Raw genomic sequence first — 20,967 nt, 5'->3', positions numbered from 1 at the left:
TTCGTGGCGTCGGGATCGGCATAGGGTGCCCGTCCGACCGGCCCCTTGTCTGCCGCCCTCACGTCCAGGAGGACCCATGCCAAGACCGATCCGTGGTGCAGGGCTCGCCTGCGTGGCCGTCGTCGCGGTCGCGCTCCTCGGTGGTTGCAGCGCGGCCGGGGAGGCGCCCGCGGCCTCCCCGGCAGCCCAGAACGGGGCGCTCGCTGCAGGCGACCCCGCAGCGCTTCTCGCCAGCGCGGCCGCCGCCACGTTCGCGTCCGGTTCCACCCGCTTCGCGCTCCAGATGCAGGTCAGCTCGGGCGGTCAGGACACCACGGCCAGCGGGGCGGGTAGCTACGACTTCGCCCGGAAGGTCGGGGACATCTCCGTGACCACAACCGGCACCGCTGCGCAGCGCAGCCAGGTCGACGTGATCATGGACGGCGCCTCGTTCTACACGCGCCTGCCGGGGCAGGAGGGCTGGACGCGGACGCAGGCACAGGGCACCGCGGGTAGACAGCAGTACGACCCGGCCCAGCAGCTCGACATCCTGCAGAAGGTGTCGAGCGACGTGCGGCTGGTCGGCGTCGAGGAGCTGCGGGGTGAGCAGGTGCGCCACCTCGCCTTCACCATCGACCCGGCGTCACTGGCCGCGGCGTCCGGCATGGCGGGCGACGGGGCGGCCGCGCTGCAGCGCGGTGGACCGATCGCGGGTGACGTCTACATCGACGACGCGGGCCGCGTGCGAAAGCTGCAGACCCGGATGACCATGGACATCGCCGGGGCGAGTACCGCGATCAACGTCGTGTCCGAGTACATCGAGTTCGGCGTGCCCGTCACCGTGCAGCCACCGGATCCGGCGACGGTGCGCTGATCAGCCCTCGACGCTGCCGGCGAGCAGGCCGCGCACGAAGTAGCCGGCCCCCGCTCCCACCCCAGGAACGGGGGCCGTCGGGTTCTCGGGCAAAATTCGCGTTGCTACGAACATGGGTCAGAAGGCCCAATCGGGACGTGCACGGGGAGATCTCGCCGAGTGCCGGCCGGATCGGCATGGGGGTCCGGTCCGGCGGTTCCCTTGTCGGCCCCACACGTCCAGGAGGACCCATGCCAGGATCGATTCGTCGTGCCGCGGTCGTCGCTGTGGCCGCCGTCGCGGTCGCACTTGTCGGTGGTTGCAGCGGGAGCGGGGCAACAGCCGGTAGCCCGTCTCCCCAGAACGCAGGCGCCTCTACCGGCGGCGACCCCAAGGCGCTCCTCGCGGAGGTGCCGGCCGCCACGTTCGCAGCCGGGTCCGTCCGCTTCGAGGTCACGATGCAGGTCAGCTCGGGCGGGCGGGACACGACAACCAGCGGTACGGGCACATTCGACTTCGCCCGGAAGGCCGGCGACCTCACCATGGCCGCCGCCGGCGGGCCTGCCAGCGAAGTGATCATGGACGGCGGCAACGTCTACACCCGCCCCGCTGGGGAAAGCCGCTGGTTGCAGATGAATGGGGCTGCGATGGGCGGTCAGTTCGACCCTGCCCAGCAGCTCGACACCCTGCAGAAGGTGTCGAACGACGTCCGGGTCGTCGGCACCGAGGACCTCCGGGGCGAACAGGTGACCCACCTGGCCTACACGATCGACCCCGCGGACCTTGTGGAGTCGTCAGGGACGACGGGCCCCGCGGCGGAGATGCTGCGCAGCGGTGGACCGATCCCCGGCGATCTCTACATCGACGACGAGGGCCGGGCCCGCAAGGCGCAGACCACGATGTCCACGACCGTTGGCGGGACGACCAGCACCGCGACCGTCGCTGTGGACTACCTCGAGTTCGGCGTCCCCGTCGCCGCGCAGGCGCCGGACCCGTCCACGGTGGACACCCTCGGCGGGAGCTGATCCCGCGGCGGGCCGGGATCAGCCCTTGACGCTCCCGGCGAGCAGGCCGCGCACGAAGTAGCGCTGCAATCCGAGGAAGACCAGCAGCGGGATCACGATCGAGACGAAGGCGCCGGCGGCGAGCAGGTGCCAGTCGGCGCCGCGCGTGCCGGCGAGGTCGGCCACCCGCACCGTCAGCGGCGCGACGTCCGACGTGCCGCCCGCGAATACGAGCGCGACCAGCAGGTCGTTCCACACCCACAGGAACTGGAACACGGCGAACGCCGCGATCGCGGGCTTCAGCAGCGGCAGCATGATCGTGGTGAAGATGCGCACGTGCCCCGCGCCGTCGACGCGCGCGGCCTCCACGAGCTCCTCCGGGATCTCGCGCATCGCGTTGTGCAGCAGGAAGATCGCCAGCGGGAGCGCGAACGTCGAGTGCGCGATCCACACCGTCCAGAACGTGTTGTTGAGGCCGCTGCCCACGAAGATCTCCAGCAGCGGCAGCAGCGCCACCTGCAGTGGCACGATCTGCAGCGCGAAGATCCCCACGAAGAGCGTGTCGCGCAGCGGGAACTTCGTCCAGGCGAAGCCGTACGCCGCGAGCGTGGCCAGCACGATCGGGATGGCCACCGAGGGAAGCGTGATCAGCACCGAGTTGACGACGTAGCCGATGAGCGGCTGGTTCCCGCCGAAGAGCACCTCGGCGTAGTTGTCGAAGGTGATGCTCGGGTGGGCGAAGAAGGTCCACCAGCCGGTGCGCTGCACCTCCCGCTCGGGGCGGAACGAGGAGAGGAACAGGCCGAACGTCGGGATCGTCCACAGGACGGCGATCACGATCGCCGCGAGCGACGCCCACGGTGAGGACAGCCGGCGACGCGCGGTCGCGGGCCGCGTCGAAGCCGCCGTGACGATGCCGGGAGTCGCGTCGTCCCGCGTGTCGAGCAGCGTCATCGCGCGTTCGCCTTCCGCATCTGCCGCACGTTGTAGATCACGATCGGCACCACCAGGAGGAAGAGCAGCATGGCCAGGGCGGAGCCCATTCCCAGGTCGGAGAGCCGGAAGCTCTGCACGTAGAACTCGTTGGCCACCACGCTCGTACCGAACTGACCTCCGGTCATCGTGCGGACGATGTCGAAGACCTTGAGCACCGCGATGCTGATCGCGGTGACCACCACGACCACGGCCGGCCGGATGCTCGGCAGGGTGATGTACCAGAACAGGCGCACACCGCCCACTCCGTCGAGCCGCGCGGCCTCGACGATGTCGCTCGGGATCGCCTTGATCGCGGCCGAGAGCACGGTCATCGCGAACCCGGCCTGGATCCAGATCATCACCACGATCAGCAACAAGTTGTTCCAGGGCTGTTGCAGGATCAGGTTGACCGGCTCGAACCCGAGCCAGACGAGGAACTGGTTCACCAGCCCGGTCTGCTGGATGTTCTGCTGGTTGGGCCGGTACTCGTAGACGAACTTCCAGATGATCGACGCCCCGACGAACGAGATCGCCATGGGCAGGAAGATCAGCGCCTTGGCGAACGACTCGAAGCGCGTCCGGTCCACCAGCACCGCGTAGATCAGCCCGATCGCCGTGGCGAGGATCGGGGTGAGCACCACCCAGAGCACCGTGTTGCGCAGCACCAGCAGCAGGTCGGGCTGGGTGAAGATCCGCACGTAGTTGTCGAGGCCGATGAACCCGGCGCTACGAGCATCGAGGAGCGACTGCACCGCGGTACGTGCCGCCGGGTACAGCAGCCCGATGAGGAGCAGCAGCAACGCGGGCGTCGCGAACGCGATACCGGCGACCACGTCGGTGCGGCGGCCCTTGGCGCGGCCTGCGACCAGAAGAACCGCGCCGAGCACGGCGGCGAAGACCGCTGCTGCCACGAGGAGTTGGAGAAGCTTGTCCAGCAGGGTCATGCCGGCTCACCTCCGAGCACACCGAGGGGCACGCCCCGGGACGGACGGCCCGGCGCCCGCTCGGGGCCCCGGGCCGTGTGGCGCGGTTCCTACTGGGAGGCGGGCCAGGACTGTTCGATGAACGTCAGCGAGTCCGCCGTGCTCTTGCCGGTGATCCAGTCGGTCATGCCCCGCCAGAACGTGGCGGCGCCGACCGCGGCCGGCATCAGGTCCGACCCGTCGAACCGGAAGGTGTTGCCCTCGTCCTGCAGGATCTCGGCCGAGAGCCGGTCGATGGGGCTCGACAGGTTGGCCGGGTCGAAGCCGGTGTTGGCGCTCACCCAGCCGCTCTGCCCGAGCGCCGAGCCCGCCTTGGCCTTCTCGTTGGCCCACTCCGGCGAGGAGAGGTAGGCCTGGAAGGCCTGGACCTCGGGCCGGTCGGAGAACGCCGCCACGAACTCGGCGCCGACGAGGATGGTCTGCGGTGAGGCCGGGTTGATCGGCGGGAGCTCGAACGCGTAGACGTCGCCGTTCTCGGTGATGTCGGTGCCCTCGGGCCAGTTCGCCGCGTAGAAGTTCGCCTGGCGGTGCATGTAGCAGGTCTCGTCGAGGATCGGCAGGCCGCCGTCCTGGAACGTGGTGGTGGCGATCGAGGAGACGTCGCCGAGCCCGCCGTTGACGTACGCGGGGTTCTTCAGCACCGAACCGACGCGGTCGAGCGCCGCGTTCACCTGCGGCGCGTTGAACGGGATGGCGTGGCTGACCCACTGGTCGTAGACCTCCGGACCGTTCTCCCGGAGCATCACGTCCTCGAGCCAGTCGGTGAGGGGCCAGCCGGTGGCCTCGCCTGACCCGATGCCGGCGCACCAGGGCTTGCCGCCCTCGGCGACGATCCGGTCGGAGAGCGCGATCATCTCGTCCCAGGTCTTCGGCACGGTGTAGCCCTTGGCCTGGAAGGCCTTCGGCGAGTACCAGACGAACGACTTCACGTTGGCGCCCAGTGGAGCGGCGTAGAGCGTGCCGTCGACGCTGCCCGCCGACTTGAAGGTCTCCGGGAAGTACTGGTCGACGTTGGCGGCGACGCCGGCGGGGGCAGGCTTCACCGCGCCCGTCTGCCGCACGAGGGTGGCCAGGAGGCCGGGCTGGGGTACGTACGCGATGTCCGGCGGGCTACCGGCCTGCACCCGGACGGGGAGCTGGGCCTCGAACTCCTTCGAGCCCTCGTACACGACCTTGGCCCCGGTGCACTGCTCGAACGGCTTGTACGAGTCGATGTGCGGCTGGTCCTCGGGTTCGACGATCGAGGTGTAGACGGTGATCGTCTTCCCGTTCAGGTCCCCGTACTGGGCGTAGGCACCGCACTCCGGGGCAGGCCCGGTGGGGCCGCCACCCGCGACGTTGCTCCCGCTGCATCCCGCGAGCACGAGCCCCAGGGCGAGGACCCCGCTCGCGAGGCTCGCCGCGCGCCCTCTTGATGGCACAGCAGGCATCACATCTCCGCTTCATCGGGGAAGGACGGGCGCGTGCCTCGCACCCGGGAATCACGCCATGGAAGCGGTCGCGGACGGAAACGGGCAATAGCGGACAGTAACGATAACGTAACCTCACGCTACGTGCCCAATTGCCACTCAGAGTAGTAGGCCTGTCCTGATCGTGACCGGCATGGCACTCTTCGATCGCTACTCCCTCACACTCGGATCGTCCGGCACGTTCCTGCCGGTGGAAGGAGCACAGCATGGCTGCTGTGACCTATGACAGCGCGAGCCGGATCTACCCCGGCTCCACCGTTCCCGCTGTCGACTCGCTCGACCTGGAGGTCGCCGACGGGGAGTTCCTCGTCCTGGTGGGTCCGTCCGGTTCCGGCAAGTCCACGGCCCTTCGGATGCTCGCGGGGCTGGAGGACATCGACAAGGGCTCCATCCACATCGGGGGCCGTGACGTCACGCGCGTGCCGCCCAAGGACCGCGACATCGCGATGGTCTTCCAGAACTACGCGCTCTACCCGCACATGACGGTCGCCGAGAACATGGGCTTCGCGCTCAAGATCGCCGGCCAGTCCAAGGCCACGATCCAGGAGCGGGTCATGGAGGCCGCGAAGATCCTCGACCTCGTGGACTACCTCGAGCGGCGCCCCAAGGCGCTGTCCGGTGGTCAGCGCCAGCGCGTCGCCATGGGTCGCGCGATCGTGCGCCAGCCGCAGGTGTTCTGCATGGACGAGCCGCTGTCCAACCTGGACGCCAAGCTTCGCGTCTCCACCCGCACGCAGATCGCGTCGTTGCAGCGCCGGCTCGGCACGACCACCGTCTACGTCACCCACGACCAGGTCGAGGCGATGACGATGGGCGACCGCGTCGCGGTGCTCAAGGACGGGCTCCTGCAGCAGGTCGGCACCCCGCGCGAGATGTACGACAAGCCGGCCAACGTGTTCGTCGCCGGGTTCATCGGATCTCCCGCGATGAACCTGCTCCCGGTGGACGTCGACGGCGACACGCTGCACTTCGGCGGCGCCGACGTCCGCGTGCCTCGGCAGGCAGCCGACGCCGTGGGCGCCACTCGGTCGGTCACGGTCGGCGTCCGGCCCGAGGACATGGACATCGTCGAGAGCGGTGCCGGCCTCCTCACCGAGGTGGAGGTCGTCGAGGAACTCGGCGCCGACGCCTACGTCTACGGCAGCACCGAGGTGGGCGGCGAACGCCGCGCGGTCATCGCGCGGGTCGACGGGCGCACGCCGCCGAACAAGGGCGCGGTGCTGCACCTCGCCCCCCGTGAGGGCGCACTGCACATGTTCGCCGGCGACACCGGTGAGCGCATCGAGATCTGATCGAGCCTGTCCGAGCGGCCCCGGGACCAGCGGTTCCGGGGCCGTCCGGCGTTCAGGAGACCGGGGTGGGAAGCGCGGCCCGCAGGTGCACCTCGTCGTCCACGATCTCTGCACACGGCCGCAGCCCCGCGCGGCGGAGTAGTCGGGTGACGCCGAGATCGTCGGCGCGGGCCACCCCGGTCAACTCCGTCATCCCCTGCTCGGCGGCCGTCTCCGCCACTTTGCGCAGCAGCGCCGTGCCCAGCCCCCGGCCCTGCCAGGCGTCCTCCACCAGGACCGCGGCCCGGGCCGTGCCCACCCCGGCGCCGTCGAGGTTGGCGATCCCGACGGCGCTACCGCCGTCGACCGTCACCGCGAGCACGGCCCGGCCGTAGTCGGAGCCCACGCCGAGGAGCGCTTCGAGCTCGCCGGGGGCGAGCTGACGCGTGGGACTGAGGAACCGGGACCGCCGCGAGTGCGGGGCGCAGCGCGCGTGCAGTGCCGCCACGAGCGGGGCGTCGCCGTCGGAGGCGGGTCGCATGCGCACCTCCGATCCGTCGCGCAGCAGGAGGATCCGGTCGGGGGATGCCGCGCGTGCCGGGGCGCGCATTGCGAGCTGGGTGGCGAGCTCCAGCAACGCGGCCGCCCGCGAGAGCTCGGTGGCTGTGAACGGCCAGGCCCGGCCCAGCCGCAGCTGCTGAGCTCCCACGCGGATGACGTGCGTGTGCCCGTCGTCGTGCTCGGCGGACGGGTCGACCAGTCGCGCTCTGAGCATCGTGGCCACCGCGCGTGGTGCGCTGCCCGGATCCGCCGCGACCATCCGGGCCAGGGCCAGCACGGTGGTGGCGGGGTCGGAGAGCTCAGTGGCGTCGGCGCGCACGAGGAGCGTGCAGGGGATCTCGGCGCCCTCCACCGCTTCGACGAGGGTGGCCGGGTCGGCCGACTCCGGCACCTTGACGAGCAGTTCGTCGGTGATCGAACCATCGTCTGCAGGCTCGCCGACGACGTGCAGGGAGATGATGTTGCAACCCGCCGCCCCGACCGCCGTGGCCAGCTCGCCGAGCCGGCCGGGCCGGTCCTCCAGCTGGACATGCACCCGCCACAGAGCCATGTGCGCCACCTCCTCGGGGATCGGGTCCCCAGAGTTCCCGGGAGATGTTTCGTAGCCACTAACGAACCATGACAGCGGTGGATCCCGGGAGATAGGTTGTGCACGACATATCCTCGAGCGAAGGCGAGCACATGACAGAGGCGATCTACACCGCTGAGGCGACATCCACCGGTGGAGGCCGTGACGGTCACGTCCGCTCCTCGGACGGCATCATCGACCAGGACGTGAAGTTCCCGAAGGAGATGGGTGGCCCCGGAGGCGCCACCAACCCCGAGCAGCTCTTCGCGGCGGGCTACTCCGCCTGCTTCCACGGCGCCCTGCGCCTCGCCGGCAAGAACAAGGGCGTGCGCATCCCCGACGGCGCAAGTGTCGACGCCGCCGTCGGGATCGGCCGCGACGACACCAGCATGGCGATCAGCGTCGCCCTCACCGCCCACCTGCCCGGTCTCGACCAGGCCACGGCGAACGACCTCGTCGAGGCCGCCCACCAGCTGTGTCCGTACTCCAAGGCCACCCGCGGCAACGTCGACGTGCAGCTCAACGCGACCGTCTGACCCGTGCGCGGATACGGATGCTCCTCGCATCCGTATCCGCGCAGGGCTGCGTCAGGCCACTGCCCGCAGCGCGAAGGCGATCTCGGTGGCGATATGGCGCATGGTCTCGTCGACGACGAGCGAGCCGTGGCCCGCATCGAAGCGGCTGACCTGGTAGTGCACGTCGCCCTGGGACGTGCCGACGAGCGGTTCGATGCCGCTCCGCTCGGCGAGCGCGTCCAGGTAGTTGTCGACCTGCCGGATCGGGCACCGCGGGTCGTTCTCTCCGGCCAGCACCAGCACCGGGGCGCGCACCTCGGCCACATAGGTCAGCGGGGAGGCCACCCGGTAGGCCTCCGGACGCTCCTGCGGTGATCCGCCGAACAAGGCCCGGTCGAACGCGCGGAGCTGCTCCATCTCGTCGGCGTAGGCCGTGAGGTAGTCGGCCACCGGCACCCCCGCGAGCACCGCGGCCCAGCGGTCGGGCTGCGTGCCGGCGGCCAGCAGGGCCAGATAGCCGCCCCATGACCAGCCCTCCACCACGCAACGCTTCGGGTCGACGAGCCCGGACTCGACGCAGTGGTCGAACACCGCGGCGACGTCCTCCAACTCGGTGAGCCCCGGCCTGCCCTCGATGGCGTCACGCCACGCCGAGCCGTACCCGGTCGAGCCGCGGTAGTTCACCTCCACGACGACGAACCCGGCATCCACCCAGGCGGCGCGGGCCGCGCTGAACCGGTCCTCGTCGGCCGCGTGCGGGCCCCCGTGCAGGCTGAACACGGCAGGCGCCGGGCCCTCCACGCCGGACGGCCGGGCGACGAGCGCGTGCACGCGACCACCGGGACCGTCCACCCAGAGGTCCTCGACCGGCACCGAGCCGGGCGCACGCTCCCCGGGCGGTGCGATGAGCACGTGGTCGGTGCCGTCCGGGCGCAGGGCGCGCACCGCAGGCGGCTCCGCAGCCGACGAGCACGTGTACTCGACCGTGCCGTCCGGGCGGACCTCGGCCGAGCCGATGCATCCCGGTGCCACGGGCAGCTCCTTCAGCACGCCCGTGTCGAGGTCGTAGCGGTGCACGCGGGTCCGGGCGGCGTGGGTGTGCCAGACGAGCAGGCTGCGGCCGTCGGGGTAGAAGTCGGCCACGATCTCCCCGGGCAGGTCGAGCGACAGCTCGCGCTCCGCGTCGGCGAGGACGTCCCAGATCAGCAGCTCCTCGCGGCCGTGGCGCTCGTGCAGCATGAGCAGCCGCCCGTCGCCGGCGATCGGGGCGAACGCCAGCGGGGTCAGGCCCTTCCCCTCGCCGTCGGACTTCTCGGCCACCGTGCCGACGTCGGACACCCTGACCACGCGTACGGAGGGGTGCCGGGAGTCGCCGTGCTCGGAGTGGCTGATCGCGAGCAGCGTCTCGTCCTCGGAGAGTGCTCCGACGCCGGCGTCCTCGGCGTGCGTGTAGACGACCTCCGGCGGGCCGTCGCCGCGGTGCAGCCAGATCTTCGTGCCGTCGTCGGTCGAGGTACCGACGGCCACCACCCGGCGGCCGATCTCCAGGCCTGCCGGATAGCCGTCCTCGACGCCCGCGACGGCGGCTGCGGCTGTGGCCTCGTCGGTGAGCCCGGCGAACGGCTCGGTCACCCAGTGCCCGAACTCGTCGCCGTCGGTGTCGGCGAACCACCACACCGTCGCACCGTCCGGCGGGAGCGTTGCCGTGAGCGTGCCGCTGCGGCGGTCGGTCACCTGCCGGTGCGTGCCCGTCGCGCGGTCCCAGACGTAGACCTCGGTGGTCCCGCTGCTGTTGGACGTGTACACCGACCGGTCAGGGGCATCGCGGGCCCAGCCCGGCCGCGACATCCGCGTGGCGGTGAACCGCGCGCGCCACCGCTGCTCGCGCTCGTCGTCGAAGAGCCGGTCGGGGACGGGTGCGGCAGGGTGTTCGGTCACGCATTCGATCCTGCCGCACCTCGCCCGGACGCCGTCGCGTCCGTGGGCCCACGGTTGAATCTCGTCGTGCGGATTCGGGGGACCACGACCGGCGGCCGTCTCATGGGGCCGCGTCTGGCCGCGACGTTGGTGGCGATGGTGCTTGTCGTCGTCGGATGCGGGACCGCGGGCACCGGCACCGCCGCGCCCGTCGTCACGGCCGACGGTGTCCAACGGGTGGAGGTGACGTTCGCCGGCGGAGCGGTCACCGGCGGGGTGCGGCGGTACGCGGTGCCGCTCGGGTCCACCGTCGACCTGGTGGTGGCGAGCGACGTGGCCGAGCAGGTGCACCTGCACGGCTACGACCGGATGACGTACGTCACCGCGGGCGCCACCGCCACCCTGCGCTTCGCGGCCGACCTGCCGGGGGTGTTCGACGTCGAGCTGGAGGGCAGCGGCACCCCCCTGACGCAACTCCAGATCGCCTAGCCGGGGCGGGGCGTGCGTCGATCACCTGTGTGCGTCTCCGCGTAGGGTGACCTTGTGCCGGGGGTGCGGATTGCGCAGTTGCTCCTGCTCGTGGCCATGACGGCACTCCTACTCCCGGGAGGCGCGACGCCGGCTCTCGCACACGCCGGTGGGCTGTCGTCGTCCACCAGTGAGGCGCGGGTGCTCGCGATCGATCCGCCCGTCCCCGGTCTGGACGTCCGTGCGGTCGAGTTCGGTGCCCGCCTGCGGATCGAGAACGGCACCGGCGACACCGTGGCCGTCGAATCGCTGGACGGATCCCCGCTCGCCGCCCTGCCCGCCGTCGCTCCGGGCGCCGTCGCCTACTGGGTCGACCCGCGGGTCACTGCTGCCGCGGCCGGCGACCGCCCGGATGGCGATCGGCTGGCCTGGTCGGTTCCGCTTCGCGTGGGCACCGGCGCGGCAACGGTGCGTGGCGAGCAGTTCTGGCCCCCGCCCCCGGCCACGGCACTGTGGGTGGCTCTGGCGCTCGTCGCGTTGGCCGTCCCGGCCGTGGTGGGTGTGCTCGGGGCGGGGCGGCGGCTGGGCAGGGTCGCACTCGCTGCGGCCACGGTCGTGGTGATCGGTTCGCACCTGCTGCACGTCTTCGGCTCCGCCGGGGCGCCGGAGGACCAGCCGTACGCGCTGATGCTGCTCAGCGCCGCGGGATACGCGCTGCTCGGCTGGCCGCTCGGCGCTGTGGGGGCGTGGCTCACGGTGCGAGGGCACGTCGGTGGCCCGCTGCTGTGCGTCGCGGCGGGAGGCTTGTTCGCCATCGTCATCACCCCGATCGACGCCTTCACCCTAGTCGAGGCCGTGGTCCCCTTCTCATGGGGCGCGGATTTCGACCGGCTTCTGGTGGCGCTGACTCTCGGCGGGGGCCTCGGCGTCGTGGTCGCCGGCATGGCGGTGCTGCGCCGCGGTCCTGTCCCGGCGGCGTAGATGCTGCTCGCGCACGGCATCGGCGATGTCGAGGGGCTGCCTCTCGACGGCGAGCTCGTGCTCCAGACCGGCGGCGTGGTCGTGCTCGTGTCGTTCCTTGCCGTGGCGCTGTTGTGGAAGCATCCGCGCTTCGCCGGCCCGGTGACCGGACGTCCGCTGCCTGCCGTTCTGGACTCGCCCCGCCTGCGCGACGCGCTCCAGGCGGTGGCGCTCGCCGGGGCGGTCGCGATCGTGGGCTACGGCTTCGCCGGTCCCCAGGACCCCGACGCGAACCCCGCCCCCAGAGCGCTCTACGTGTTGCTGTGGGTGGGGGTCGTCCCGGCGTCGCTGCTCTTGGGGCCGGTATGGCGGGTGGTCAACCCGTTGCGGCTGCTGCACCGCCTCGTCGCCACGGCGCTGCGCATGCCCGTGCAGGGCACCGCACCGCTACCCGATCGACTCGGCCACTTCCCGGCCGCGGCCGGGCTGCTCGTGTTCGTCTGGCTGGAGCTGGTCGCGCCCGCACGTGACCGGCCCGCCGTCGTCGCGGGGTTCCTGCTGGCGTACGCCCTGGTGCACACCGGGGCCGCGCTGCGGTTCGGCGCGCGCTGGTTCGACCGGGCCGACGCCTTCGAGACCTACTCGGTGCTCACCGGCGCGCTCGCCCCCATCGGTCGGCTGGACAACGGGCGGATCGGTCTGCGCAACCCGTTCCGAGGGCTCGCGGCCGTTCCCGCGGCGCCGGGGCTGGTCGGGTTCGTCGCGGTGTGGTGGGGCTCCACCGTGTTCGACGGCCTCACCGGCTGGATCAGCTGGCAGGCGCTGAACCTCCCGCCGGTGCTCGACACCCTCGTGCTCGTCGGACTGGTACTGATCGTCGCAGGCCTCTACCGAGCCGCGACCGGACGGCTTGCGCGCCCGCTCGTCACCACGCTGGTGCCGATCGCGGCCGGATACACGATCGCCCACTACGTCACGTTGCTGCTGGTCGAAGGGCCTCGTGGGCTCGCACAGCTCGCGGGCGCGCACCTCGGGGCGGTCACCGCCGTGCCCGCGCCGGCGATCGTGGCGGGCGTTCAGATCGCCGCCGTGCTCGTCGGGCACGTCGTGGCGGTCGTCGCCGCGCACGACCGGAGCGTGGCCCTGCTGCCCGAACACCGGCGCCTCGCCGACCAGGTGCCGCTCGTGCTGCTGATGGTGGCCTACACGATGGCCGGGCTCTTCCTGCTCGTGCTCTCCTGATGCCATGACGGTGGTCCGGTCGATCCTGCTGTTCGTTGTCGCGGCAGTGGCGGAGATCGGCGGAGCGTGGCTGATCTGGCAGGGAGTGCGGGAGCACCGCGGGTTGCTGTTCGTCGGCGCAGGCGTGGTGGCGCTCGGGGCGTACGGGTTCGTCGCCACCCTGCAGCCGGATCCGCACTTCGGCCGGATCCTCGCGGCGTACGGGGGGATCTTCGTGGCGGGCTCGCTCGCCTGGGGGATGGTGATGGACGGGTTCCGCCCGGACCGGCTCGACTACATCGGAGCCGCGCTGTGCCTCGCCGGAGTGGCGGTGATCATGTACGTGCCCCGCTGACGGGTCGCGTCACCAGGCGAGCTCCGCGCAGCCCGTGCGCGCACCGGGCGGCTCCACCTGCAGGGTGAAGTGCGCCAGGTGGTGGCGTTCGGCGAGCAGTTCCTGCGCCTGGGTGAGCACCACTGCCGGATCACACTTCGCGTCGACGGTGAGGTGGGCGGAGCCGACCTCCATGCCGGATGTGAGCGTCCAGACATGGACGTCGTGCACGTCCTGCACACCCTCGAGGGCGGCGAGTTCGGACCGGATGGCGGCGACGTCGACATCCGCTGGGGCGGCCTGCACGAGGATCCGCAAAGCTTGCCGGCCGAGCGACCAGGTGCGCGGCAGGATGAACAACCCGATCGCGATCGCGATGATCGGGTCGGCGTAGGGCCAGCCCCACACCAGCATGACCAGACCGGCGATGAGCACACCGATCGACCCGAGGGTGTCGGAGATGACCTCGAGGTACGCGCCGCGGAGGTTGATGCTCTCCTTCGCGCCCTGGCGCAGCAGGCCGAACACGATGAGGTTGGCGGCGAGGCCGGCGAGCGCGGTGAACATCAGCGGGAGCCCGGGCACCTCGGGTGGGTCGGTGAACCGGTGCACGGCCTCTACGACCACCCAGGCGGCCACGCCGAACAGCAGCACTGCGTTGGCGAGAGCGGCGAGCACCTCGGCGCGGTAGAGCCCGAAGGTGCGACGGTCGTTGCGTTGGGTGGCACGGGCGGCGGTGATCGCGGCGAGCGCCATCACGATGCCGAGCACGTCGGTGAAGTTGTGCCCCGCGTCGGAGAGCAGCGCGAGCGACGACGTGGCGAGTCCGACAATCACCTGCAGGACGAGCGACGCCGTGAGTACGACGACCGATATCGCCAACCGCCGCGAATAGCGGCCCGAGGCGCTCTGACCGGCGTCGACGCCGTGACCGTGACCGTGACCAGCCCCCATGGGCGCCAACATATGCGGAAGTGTGCATGAGTGCAACTTGGGCCACCCGACGATCGATGATCGCCGTCGTCGGAGGGTCGTGCGATCATCCGCGCGTGACGGAACCCGTCCTACCGGAGAACATGCGCGTATCGGACGTCGAGCGTGGCAAGGTGCAAGATTCATTGCGCCGCGCACACGACATCGGCCAGTTGGACCTCGGCGAGTTCGACGAGCGCGTGCGCTCCGTCTGGGCCGCCCGCACTCGCGGCGAACTTGAGCGCGTCACGGCCGATCTGCCCGCGCTGCCGCCCGAGCCGGGGCGCCGCACCGTCTTCTCCGGCACCGGTGGCGGCATCGCCATGCGCGTGCTGACGATCATCTGGTCCAGTCTCTCCGTGGTCAGCCTGTCGATCTGGGGCCTCGTCGCACTGAACACCGGCAGCTCGCTGTGGTTGCTGTGGCTGGTGCTGCCGCCCGGCCTCGTGCTCCTGGTGCTGTACCTGGCGGGCATCGGGCGCCCGAGGCGCAGCTGAGGCGGTAATAGCTTCGCAATTGTGATGTCATGATCGGCGAGGCGGTGTCGTTCCAGATCGTTATTGACTGTCTGGCCAAGCTGGTCGCGACAAATGGCCGTGGCGCCGGCGGCCCGATTTTCTGCGATGAGCTGTCAATTTCTCGCCTGAACGGGTTGACTGCAGGCCAATCGCCCCCATCGCGCGATCCTGGCCGTGCATGCCTTTCGGGGCGCGCTGAGACGATCTGTGACCAGCGGCGATGATCTCTTCCGGCTCGCGCAACCCCGCCTTGTCGGCTTCAAAACGCAGAGAAAGCAAAGGTGTGGAGGAAGTTCTCAACCGTCCAGCAGGATCAGAAGTCCGACATTGAAAGTTCTGTCGGACCACGATCAATTGAGTGGTGCGGAGGAAGTCGTTCCATCGGGTAGGTTCAATACCGTCTGCAAATCGTAAGCATCGGCTGCTCCTCGTTACGGCGCGGTGGGCTGCCGACTCCGAGGGGATCCCGTATGCCTGTTCAGTTGCCTGATCCGTCGGTCATCACCAAGGTCGCCGAGAGTTACGGTCTGGGTCTGACCGACGCCGACGTGGCGTCCTTCATCCCGGCGGTGCACGGCGTGCTCCGGTCCTGGGACATCGTCGAGCGGTTGCACGCCGAGGTCGAGCCGGCCGTTCCGCAGCGGGCCTGGAGCCGTCCGGGGGCGGCCGACAACCCGCTGGGCGCCTGGTACGTCACCTGCGAGGTGACCGGCAACGCTGGGGGTCCGCTCGCCGGGCGCACGGTGGCGGTGAAGGACAACACGGCCGTGGCCGGGGTGCCGATGATGATCGGTTCCCCCATCATGGAGGGCTTCGTTCCGCGCCGGGACGCCACGATCGTTTCCCGGATGCTCGAAGCCGGCGCCACGATCGCCGGCAAGTCGGTGTGCGAGAACCTCTGTTGCTCCGGCGGCTCGCACACCTCGCGCACCGGGCCGGTGCGCAACCCTTGGGACCTCGCTCGATCCAGCGGTGGGTCCTCCAGCGGCAGCGCGGCCCTTGTCGCATCGGGCGCGGTCGACTTCGCCACCGGCAGCGACCAGGCCGGGTCGATCCGCATGCCCGCATCTTTCAGCGGGATCGTCGGGCACAAACCCACCCACGGCCTCGTGCCGTACACGGGCGCGATCTCGATCGAACAGACGATCGACCACATCGGTCCGATGACGCGCACGGTGGCGGACGCCGCACTGATGCTCGGCGTCATCGCCGGGTTCGACGGGCACGACCCCCGGCAGCCTGTGGACCTCGTCGTCGACGACTACGTGGGCGCGCTGGCCCGCTCGGCCGAGGGACTGCGGGTCGGCGTGGTCGCCGAGGGCTTCGGGCACCCGAATTCCGAACCCGCCGTGGACGACACGGTGCGAGCGGCCGTCGAGACCTTGCGGGAATCCGGGCTCACGGTCGAGGACGTCTCGATCCCGTGGCACCTGCACGGCCGGACGCTCTGGGACGTCATCGCCGTAGAGGGCATCACTGCGCAGATGGTGGATGCCAATGGCTACGGGCTGAACTGGCAGGGCCTCTACGACCCCGAGTTCATGGAGTTCTACGGCAACAGATGGCGTGAGGACGGCAGCCGGTTCTCCGAGACGGTCAAGCTCGTGCTGCTCTCGGGCCGGTATTCGCTCGACCGCTACCGGGGCAAGCACTACGCGATGGCCCGCAACCTGACCTCGCACTTGCAGGCGGCCTACGACGAGGCGCTGTCGCGTTTCGACGTGCTGGTCATGCCGACCACACCGATCCAGGCCTCGGTCATCCCGGCCGACGACGCCCCCCGCGAGGAAGTGATCGCCCGCGCCATGGAGATGGTGAACAACACCACTCCTACGGACGTGTCGGGCCATCCCGCGTGCAGCGTGCCCGCCGGGATGGCGAACGGTCTCCCGACCGGAATGATGATCGTCGGGAAGCGGTTCGACGACGCCACCGTGCTCCGGGTGGCCCACACATTCGAACAGGCCGTGGGTGGATTTCCGGCACCCGCCGGAGTGGCGGTCGGGGGCGCCGTCGCTTCGTGAGCGCTACGGATCCGCAGCTGTACGGACGCCAACGGGCCCAGCGTGCCGTTGACCGGCGTAGCGCGGGCGGCTCAGCGTCCGGGTACCGGGGCCGATCGACGTCGATCTGACGACGCTGTGGCCGTAGCGCGCCACCAGCGGCGCGATGCCAGCGCCGCCAGCCCGGCGCCGGCGGCGTTGAGCAGTACGTCGTCCACGGAGGACACCCGATCCAGCCGCAGGACGTACTGCGCCACCTCGACCAGGATCGAGCAGCCGGCCGCGAGCGCCAGGATCCGCGGTACCGAGGCCAGCGCCGCGAACCGCATCGGGGCGAAGAACCCGAGCGCTGCGAACACCAGCAGGTTGCCGACGATCTGGCCCGTCGCCGTCAGCGGCGCGTCGGCGAGGATCGTGAGCAGGTCCCGCAGCGGCACCAGGCTCACCCGACCGGGGACGGCGCCCGCCCGGCTGCCCGGCAACATGATCATCCATACCACCGGCACCGTCCCGTAGACGATGCCGACCTCGGCCAGCGACGACCGCCACGGCGGCGTGGTGCCGGTGGAATTCCGAAGGCGTGCCAGAGCCCACACCGCCAGCGCGGCCAACGGCAGTGCGGCCACCGTCATGAATGCGACGCCAGTGAACGTGCCGACCCAGAAGTGCCATCCCCCGGCCATGCCACCCCCGCTTCCGTCGGACCGCGGAATCTACCCGGGCCCTGGCCGGGCCCCTGTCTTGATGGTCAGGCGGGCTGACCGCCGGTTGAGCACCTTGCGACGAAGAGCGTGCGTCGATCGAGACGGACGCCACGTCGAGTCGGAGGCTTCCGATGACCACCCGGAGCGGTGGTAGAAGCAGCACCGGGCCGATCCCGATCTTCGGGTCGAAGCTGAGGAGCGTAACGGGGCCGAGCCAGGGAGTCGTCCTGATGAGCCAGCCTTCACCGATGCCAGAGCCTTCACCGCGAGGAGCCCGGGCCCGGGGGGATCACTCGGTTGGGAGCGTTCCGCTCTGCGGTGTTCCGTGCTGCCGGCGGCCCGGACCATTCCCGGCGCGGAGAATCAGTTCTCCATCAGTGCATTGTCGTATGGATCACCAGTCGATCCTATCGAAGCGCGAATGCCGTGATCGGCCAGGCGCTGCGTAGAGCGAAGTTTCGGCGGCAGTGTCAAAGACCCCGACTTCTGGAGTTCGTACATGCAGGCTCATATCGCGCGGTTCCGCGCGGCCTTTGCAGTGGCGACTGCATCAGCATTGCTGCCCGTTTTTGCCCTCGCCGGGCCTGCGGCTGCTGCGCCGCCCGTCGCCGGGGATCCGGGCGTGTTGCAGGAGGCGTTCACCGCCGCGGCACAGCGGTTCCACGTCCCGGGCGACGTACTGCTCGCAGTGTCCTATATCGAGTCGCGCTGGGACGCGCACCCTGGAAAGCCCAGCGTCTCCGGGGGATACGGGCCCATGCACCTGACCGACCTCCGCGCCGCGCTCGCGCGGTCCCGCCTGGCAGCGGATGGCCGAGGTGACCCGGCTCGGCCATCGGCCCCGGCGCCCGACTTCCCCCGGACTGTGGCCGTGCCCGCATCGCTGCGCACCGCTGCGTTGGCCGCGTCGCTGACCGGCCTGTCCGAGAACCGCATCCGTCTCGACCCCGCCGCCAACGTGACGGGCGGCGCGGCACTGCTCGCGGCCGACCAGCGGGCACTTGGGCAGCCACTCACCGCCGATCCTGCAGACTGGTACGGCGCGGTGGCCCGCTACTCGGGCGCAGACACGCAGGCCGCGGCAGCGGGCTTCGCCGACGAGGTGTTCGACGTCGTCCGACACGGCCAGGTGCGTACAACCGACACCGGGCAGCGCGTCGCACTCGCCGCTCGGCCGGGCGTCGCACCGCACACCGCGCAGGTTCGAGCGCCGGGCCCGCCCGTCAGCCATGCCGAACGCACCGAGTGTCCCGCTCGGGTGAGGTGCACGTGGATTCCAGCCCCTTACGAACAGTACGGGCCGCATCCCACGGATTACGGCAACCACGACCTCGCCAACCGGCCCAGGGACTCCTCCATTGATTACATCGTCATCCACAGCACCGAAACAACATGGGACGAAGCCATCGGGCTCGTCCAAGACCCGACCTATTTGGGTTGGCACTACACCGTGCGGTCCTCGGACGGGGCCATTGATCAGCACCTGGCACGAAGGACATCGGCTGGCACGCGGGCAACTGGTACATCAACTCGAAGTCGATCGGTATCGAGCACGAGGGCTTCCTCGCCGATCCCGACGCCTGGTTCACCGAGGCGATGTACCGATCATCGGCACGTCTCGTGCGGTACCTGGCGCATCGCTACCGCATTCCGATGGACCGCCAGCACATCATTGGCCACGACAACGTGCCGGGTCTCACGCCGGACGCGGTGGCGGGAATGCACACCGATCCCGGCCCGTATTGGGACTGGGCTCACTACTTTCGCCTCCTCGGCGCGCCGTTCCACGCGACGGCCGAGTCCGGAGCGGACGCGGTGACGATCGACCCGTCCTACCCCCGCAACGAGCCGGCCTTGACGGGATGCGTAACGCCAGGACCGTGCGCCCAGCACGGATCGAGCGCCGTAATGCTGTACACGGCGCCGAGCGTCTCGGCCCCTCTGGTTGGGGACGTCGGACTACACCCGAGCGGAAAGAGCACCACCGACGTCAACGACACCGGCGCGCGTGCCTCCGCCGGGCAGCAGTACGTGGTGGCTGGGCACAAGGGCGGATGGACGGCGATCTGGTATCTGGGCCAGGAGGCATGGTTCCGCGACCCGCATCGCCGACGGGTGGCGTTACCCGCGCGGGCCGTGGTCGCCACACCGCGGCGTGGACTGGCGTCGATCCCCGTTTACGGCGGGGCGTTCCCGAAGGCCTCCGCTTTCCCGGCCGACGTTCCCGTACCGGCCGACACGACCCTGCAATACAGGTTGCCCGCCGGAGAGAGCTACGTCGTGGGCGACGAAGTCGCCGGGGACTACTACTACGCCAAGGCGTACGACAGCGTGCGCACATGGATCAGGGGTGGGAAGTACTACGAGATCCAGTTCGGTCACCGGGTCGAATTCGTGCGGGCAAGCGACGTCACCCTTGACCTGGTGCGGTGAAGGCCGGCACGTCACCTGGCGCCGCAGGGCCGGCGTGGCCGGACGAGGGTGGTATTTCTATACCGAAGCATGCTATGTTCGGTATAACTATACCGGTGCTGGTGACGTGAGGTACTCGTGATCGAACTGAAGACGCCTGCGGAGATCGAACGCATGCACGTGGCCGGGCGTTTCGTCGCCGAGGTGCTCACCGAGGTCGGCAGGCTCGCCGACGTGGGCGTCAACCTTCTGGACCTGGAGCACCACGTGCGCGGCATGATCAAACGGCGCGGGGCGGAGTCGTGCTACTGGGACTACGCGCCGTCCTTCGGAAAGGGCCCGTTCCGCAACGTCATCTGCCTGTCGGTGAACGACGCCGTCTTGCACGGCTTACCTCACGACTACACGCTGCGCGACGGGGACGTGCTCAGCGCGGATCTTGCGGTCAGCGTCGACGGATGGGTGGCCGACTCGGCGCGCACGGTCGTCGTCGGGACCGCCGCCGAGGAGGACATGCGGATCATCCGCGCCACCGAGGAAGCGTTGGAGGCGGCGATCGAGATGGCGCGTCCGGGCAACCGCCTGGGTGACATTTCGGCGGCGATCTGGTCGGTGGCCCGCGACTACGGCTATCCGGTCAACAGCGAGTTCGGTGGTCACGGTCTCGGTCGCACCATGCACGAGGAGCCCCACGTTTCGAACAAGGGCCGGGCAGGGCGCGGCCTCACGCTCCGGCCTGGCCTCACCCTCGCGCTTGAACCCTGGTTCGCGGGTACTACCGACCGGATCGTTTACGACGCCGACGGCTGGACGATCCGGTCGGCTGACGGCTCGCGTACGGCCCACTCCGAGCACACGGTGGCCATCACCGGGGACGCCCCTCTGGTGCTCACCCGGCGTGAATCGGAGCATCCCGCAAGGCTGCGCTGACCAGGAACGACTCAGGGCCTGCCCGAAATATTCGGACAGGCCCTGAGCTGTGTCGGGGCGACAGGATTTGAACCTGCGACCTCTTCGTCCCGAACAAGGTGAGGGCACGTGATCTACCTGTGGCGGCGGAACATGTGCAGGTCAGGCTGTTGGTGTACGTCGCTCTCCGGCGGCGCCGACCACCTCCACCGAGAAAGGTCATCTCCCAGATTTCTCCCAAGGGAGGGCCTCAGGGTGGCAGCGTCGTCTAGCGGTCGGCGTCGAGGTCGTCGTGAAGAGCTCCAAAATGAGACGCCAGGTACAACGCGATCGACACGGGACTCCGTATGCGCACCGCGGCCACATCCGCG

At 70.1% G+C, this 20,967-nt stretch carries 19 protein-coding genes; 12 read left to right on the top strand and 7 right to left on the bottom strand.

The annotated features are described in order from the left end of the window. Nucleotides 1-76 precede the first annotated feature (76 nt). Complete coding sequence (locus ABD743_RS31585; RefSeq protein WP_344726278.1) at nucleotides 77-853, top strand: SCO4651 family lipoprotein; 777 nt, start codon at nucleotides 77-79, stop codon at nucleotides 851-853. Nucleotides 854-1,083: 230 nt separating this feature from the next. Further along, nucleotides 1,084-1,857 (top strand): SCO4651 family lipoprotein, encoded by a 774-nt coding sequence (locus tag ABD743_RS31580; protein WP_344726276.1) that lies wholly within the window; start codon nucleotides 1,084-1,086, stop codon nucleotides 1,855-1,857. 18 nt (nucleotides 1,858-1,875) lie between these two features. Here ABD743_RS31580 and ABD743_RS31575 read toward each other — a convergent pair whose 3' ends face one another. The 3 genes from ABD743_RS31575 to ABD743_RS31565 form a co-directional block, all read right to left on the bottom strand. Beyond that, nucleotides 1,876-2,790 carry a carbohydrate ABC transporter permease gene (locus ABD743_RS31575; protein ID WP_344726274.1) on the bottom strand — a complete coding sequence of 305 codons (915 nt, stop codon included), beginning with the start codon at nucleotides 2,788-2,790 and terminating at the stop codon, nucleotides 1,876-1,878. After that, on the bottom strand, nucleotides 2,787-3,755 hold the full coding sequence (locus ABD743_RS31570) for a carbohydrate ABC transporter permease (RefSeq protein ID WP_344726272.1): 969 nt from the start codon (nucleotides 3,753-3,755) through the stop codon (nucleotides 2,787-2,789). Before ABD743_RS31570 ends, ABD743_RS31575 begins: the two co-directional genes overlap by 4 nt. An 89-nt stretch (nucleotides 3,756-3,844) precedes the next feature. Next, nucleotides 3,845-5,224: an ABC transporter substrate-binding protein gene (locus ABD743_RS31565; protein WP_344726270.1), complete on the bottom strand. Its 1,380-nt coding sequence runs from the start codon at nucleotides 5,222-5,224 to the stop codon at nucleotides 3,845-3,847. A gap of 245 nt (nucleotides 5,225-5,469) precedes the next feature. Here ABD743_RS31565 and ABD743_RS31560 point away from each other — a divergent pair, with 245 nt between their 5' ends. After that, nucleotides 5,470-6,555 carry an ABC transporter ATP-binding protein gene (locus ABD743_RS31560; RefSeq protein WP_344726268.1) on the top strand — a complete coding sequence of 362 codons (1,086 nt, stop codon included), beginning with the start codon at nucleotides 5,470-5,472 and terminating at the stop codon, nucleotides 6,553-6,555. Nucleotides 6,556-6,607: 52 nt separating this feature from the next. On the opposite strand, the gene ABD743_RS31555 is transcribed toward ABD743_RS31560, so the two are convergent. After that, on the bottom strand, nucleotides 6,608-7,645 hold the full coding sequence (locus ABD743_RS31555) for a GNAT family N-acetyltransferase (protein WP_344726266.1): 1,038 nt from the start codon (nucleotides 7,643-7,645) through the stop codon (nucleotides 6,608-6,610). 131 nt (nucleotides 7,646-7,776) lie between these two features. Here ABD743_RS31555 and ABD743_RS31550 point away from each other — a divergent pair, with 131 nt between their 5' ends. After that, nucleotides 7,777-8,199 (top strand): organic hydroperoxide resistance protein, encoded by a 423-nt coding sequence (locus tag ABD743_RS31550; RefSeq protein WP_344726264.1) that lies wholly within the window; start codon nucleotides 7,777-7,779, stop codon nucleotides 8,197-8,199. 51 nt (nucleotides 8,200-8,250) lie between these two features. On the opposite strand, the gene ABD743_RS31545 is transcribed toward ABD743_RS31550, so the two are convergent. Continuing rightward, the gene (locus ABD743_RS31545) at nucleotides 8,251-10,116 is read right to left on the bottom strand and encodes a S9 family peptidase (protein ID WP_344726262.1); all 1,866 of its coding nucleotides are present in this window, start codon (nucleotides 10,114-10,116) and stop codon (nucleotides 8,251-8,253) included. Between the two features lie 66 nt (nucleotides 10,117-10,182). On the opposite strand from ABD743_RS31545, the gene ABD743_RS31540 reads away from it, so the two are divergent. From ABD743_RS31540 to ABD743_RS31525, 4 genes are read left to right on the top strand one after another with little or no spacing between them, the layout of a single operon-like run. Continuing rightward, nucleotides 10,183-10,584 carry a hypothetical protein gene (locus ABD743_RS31540; protein ID WP_344726260.1) on the top strand — a complete coding sequence of 134 codons (402 nt, stop codon included), beginning with the start codon at nucleotides 10,183-10,185 and terminating at the stop codon, nucleotides 10,582-10,584. 54 nt (nucleotides 10,585-10,638) lie between these two features. Next, a complete protein-coding gene (locus ABD743_RS31535; protein ID WP_344726258.1) occupies nucleotides 10,639-11,544 on the top strand; it encodes a hypothetical protein in 906 nt (301 codons plus the stop codon). Beyond that, nucleotides 11,545-12,765, top strand: a complete 1,221-nt coding sequence (locus ABD743_RS31530; protein WP_344726256.1) for a hypothetical protein — start codon at nucleotides 11,545-11,547, stop codon at nucleotides 12,763-12,765. Nucleotides 12,766-12,769: 4 nt separating this feature from the next. Next, entirely contained in the window at nucleotides 12,770-13,099 is a 330-nt protein-coding gene (locus ABD743_RS31525; protein WP_344726254.1) for a YnfA family protein, read from the top strand. 9 nt (nucleotides 13,100-13,108) lie between these two features. Here ABD743_RS31525 and ABD743_RS31520 read toward each other — a convergent pair whose 3' ends face one another. Continuing rightward, complete coding sequence (locus tag ABD743_RS31520) at nucleotides 13,109-14,032, bottom strand: cation diffusion facilitator family transporter (RefSeq protein WP_344726252.1); 924 nt, start codon at nucleotides 14,030-14,032, stop codon at nucleotides 13,109-13,111. Nucleotides 14,033-14,127: 95 nt separating this feature from the next. On the opposite strand from ABD743_RS31520, the gene ABD743_RS31515 reads away from it, so the two are divergent. Further along, the gene (locus tag ABD743_RS31515; protein WP_344726250.1) at nucleotides 14,128-14,547 is read left to right on the top strand and encodes a DUF1707 SHOCT-like domain-containing protein; all 420 of its coding nucleotides are present in this window, start codon (nucleotides 14,128-14,130) and stop codon (nucleotides 14,545-14,547) included. A gap of 491 nt (nucleotides 14,548-15,038) precedes the next feature. Further along, entirely contained in the window at nucleotides 15,039-16,592 is a 1,554-nt protein-coding gene (locus ABD743_RS31510) for an amidase (protein WP_344726248.1), read from the top strand. A 71-nt stretch (nucleotides 16,593-16,663) separates the two neighbouring features. Here the strand turns inward: ABD743_RS31510 and ABD743_RS31505 are convergent, their stop codons facing one another. Then, nucleotides 16,664-17,254 (bottom strand): VanZ family protein, encoded by a 591-nt coding sequence (locus ABD743_RS31505; RefSeq protein WP_344726246.1) that lies wholly within the window; start codon nucleotides 17,252-17,254, stop codon nucleotides 16,664-16,666. A 1,518-nt stretch (nucleotides 17,255-18,772) separates the two neighbouring features. Between ABD743_RS31505 and ABD743_RS31500 the strand changes: the two genes are divergently transcribed. Then, the gene (locus ABD743_RS31500) at nucleotides 18,773-19,708 is read left to right on the top strand and encodes an N-acetylmuramoyl-L-alanine amidase (protein WP_344726480.1); all 936 of its coding nucleotides are present in this window, start codon (nucleotides 18,773-18,775) and stop codon (nucleotides 19,706-19,708) included. 117 nt (nucleotides 19,709-19,825) lie between these two features. Continuing rightward, nucleotides 19,826-20,617: a type I methionyl aminopeptidase gene (gene map, locus ABD743_RS31495; RefSeq protein WP_344726244.1), complete on the top strand. Its 792-nt coding sequence runs from the start codon at nucleotides 19,826-19,828 to the stop codon at nucleotides 20,615-20,617. The last annotated feature ends 350 nt before the right edge of the window (nucleotides 20,618-20,967 follow it).

Origin of the sequence: Pseudonocardia yunnanensis (assembly GCF_039534065.1) — a bacterium.
Lineage (GTDB): Bacteria > Actinomycetota > Actinomycetes > Mycobacteriales > Pseudonocardiaceae > Pseudonocardia > Pseudonocardia yunnanensis.
This window is presented reverse-complemented; position numbering and strand designations above follow the sequence as displayed.

Excerpts from the sequence above, each read along its gene's own strand:
- ABD743_RS31505 (WP_344726246.1), bottom strand. The coding sequence starts at position 17,254 with ATGGCCGGGGGATGGCACTTCTGGGTCGGCACGTTCACTGGCGTCGCA.
- ABD743_RS31575 (WP_344726274.1), bottom strand. The coding sequence starts at position 2,790 with ATGACGCTGCTCGACACGCGGGACGACGCGACTCCCGGCATCGTCACG.
- ABD743_RS31530 (WP_344726256.1), top strand. The coding sequence starts at position 11,545 with ATGCTGCTCGCGCACGGCATCGGCGATGTCGAGGGGCTGCCTCTCGAC.
- ABD743_RS31520 (WP_344726252.1), bottom strand. The coding sequence starts at position 14,032 with ATGGGGGCTGGTCACGGTCACGGTCACGGCGTCGACGCCGGTCAGAGC.
- ABD743_RS31580 (WP_344726276.1), top strand. The coding sequence starts at position 1,084 with ATGCCAGGATCGATTCGTCGTGCCGCGGTCGTCGCTGTGGCCGCCGTC.
- ABD743_RS31585 (WP_344726278.1), top strand. The coding sequence starts at position 77 with ATGCCAAGACCGATCCGTGGTGCAGGGCTCGCCTGCGTGGCCGTCGTC.
- ABD743_RS31560 (WP_344726268.1), top strand. The coding sequence starts at position 5,470 with ATGGCTGCTGTGACCTATGACAGCGCGAGCCGGATCTACCCCGGCTCC.
- ABD743_RS31525 (WP_344726254.1), top strand. The coding sequence starts at position 12,770 with ATGACGGTGGTCCGGTCGATCCTGCTGTTCGTTGTCGCGGCAGTGGCG.
- ABD743_RS31510 (WP_344726248.1), top strand. The coding sequence starts at position 15,039 with ATGCCTGTTCAGTTGCCTGATCCGTCGGTCATCACCAAGGTCGCCGAG.
- ABD743_RS31565 (WP_344726270.1), bottom strand. The coding sequence starts at position 5,224 with ATGCCTGCTGTGCCATCAAGAGGGCGCGCGGCGAGCCTCGCGAGCGGG.
- ABD743_RS31555 (WP_344726266.1), bottom strand. The coding sequence starts at position 7,645 with ATGGCTCTGTGGCGGGTGCATGTCCAGCTGGAGGACCGGCCCGGCCGG.
- ABD743_RS31550 (WP_344726264.1), top strand. The coding sequence starts at position 7,777 with ATGACAGAGGCGATCTACACCGCTGAGGCGACATCCACCGGTGGAGGC.
- ABD743_RS31570 (WP_344726272.1), bottom strand. The coding sequence starts at position 3,755 with ATGACCCTGCTGGACAAGCTTCTCCAACTCCTCGTGGCAGCAGCGGTC.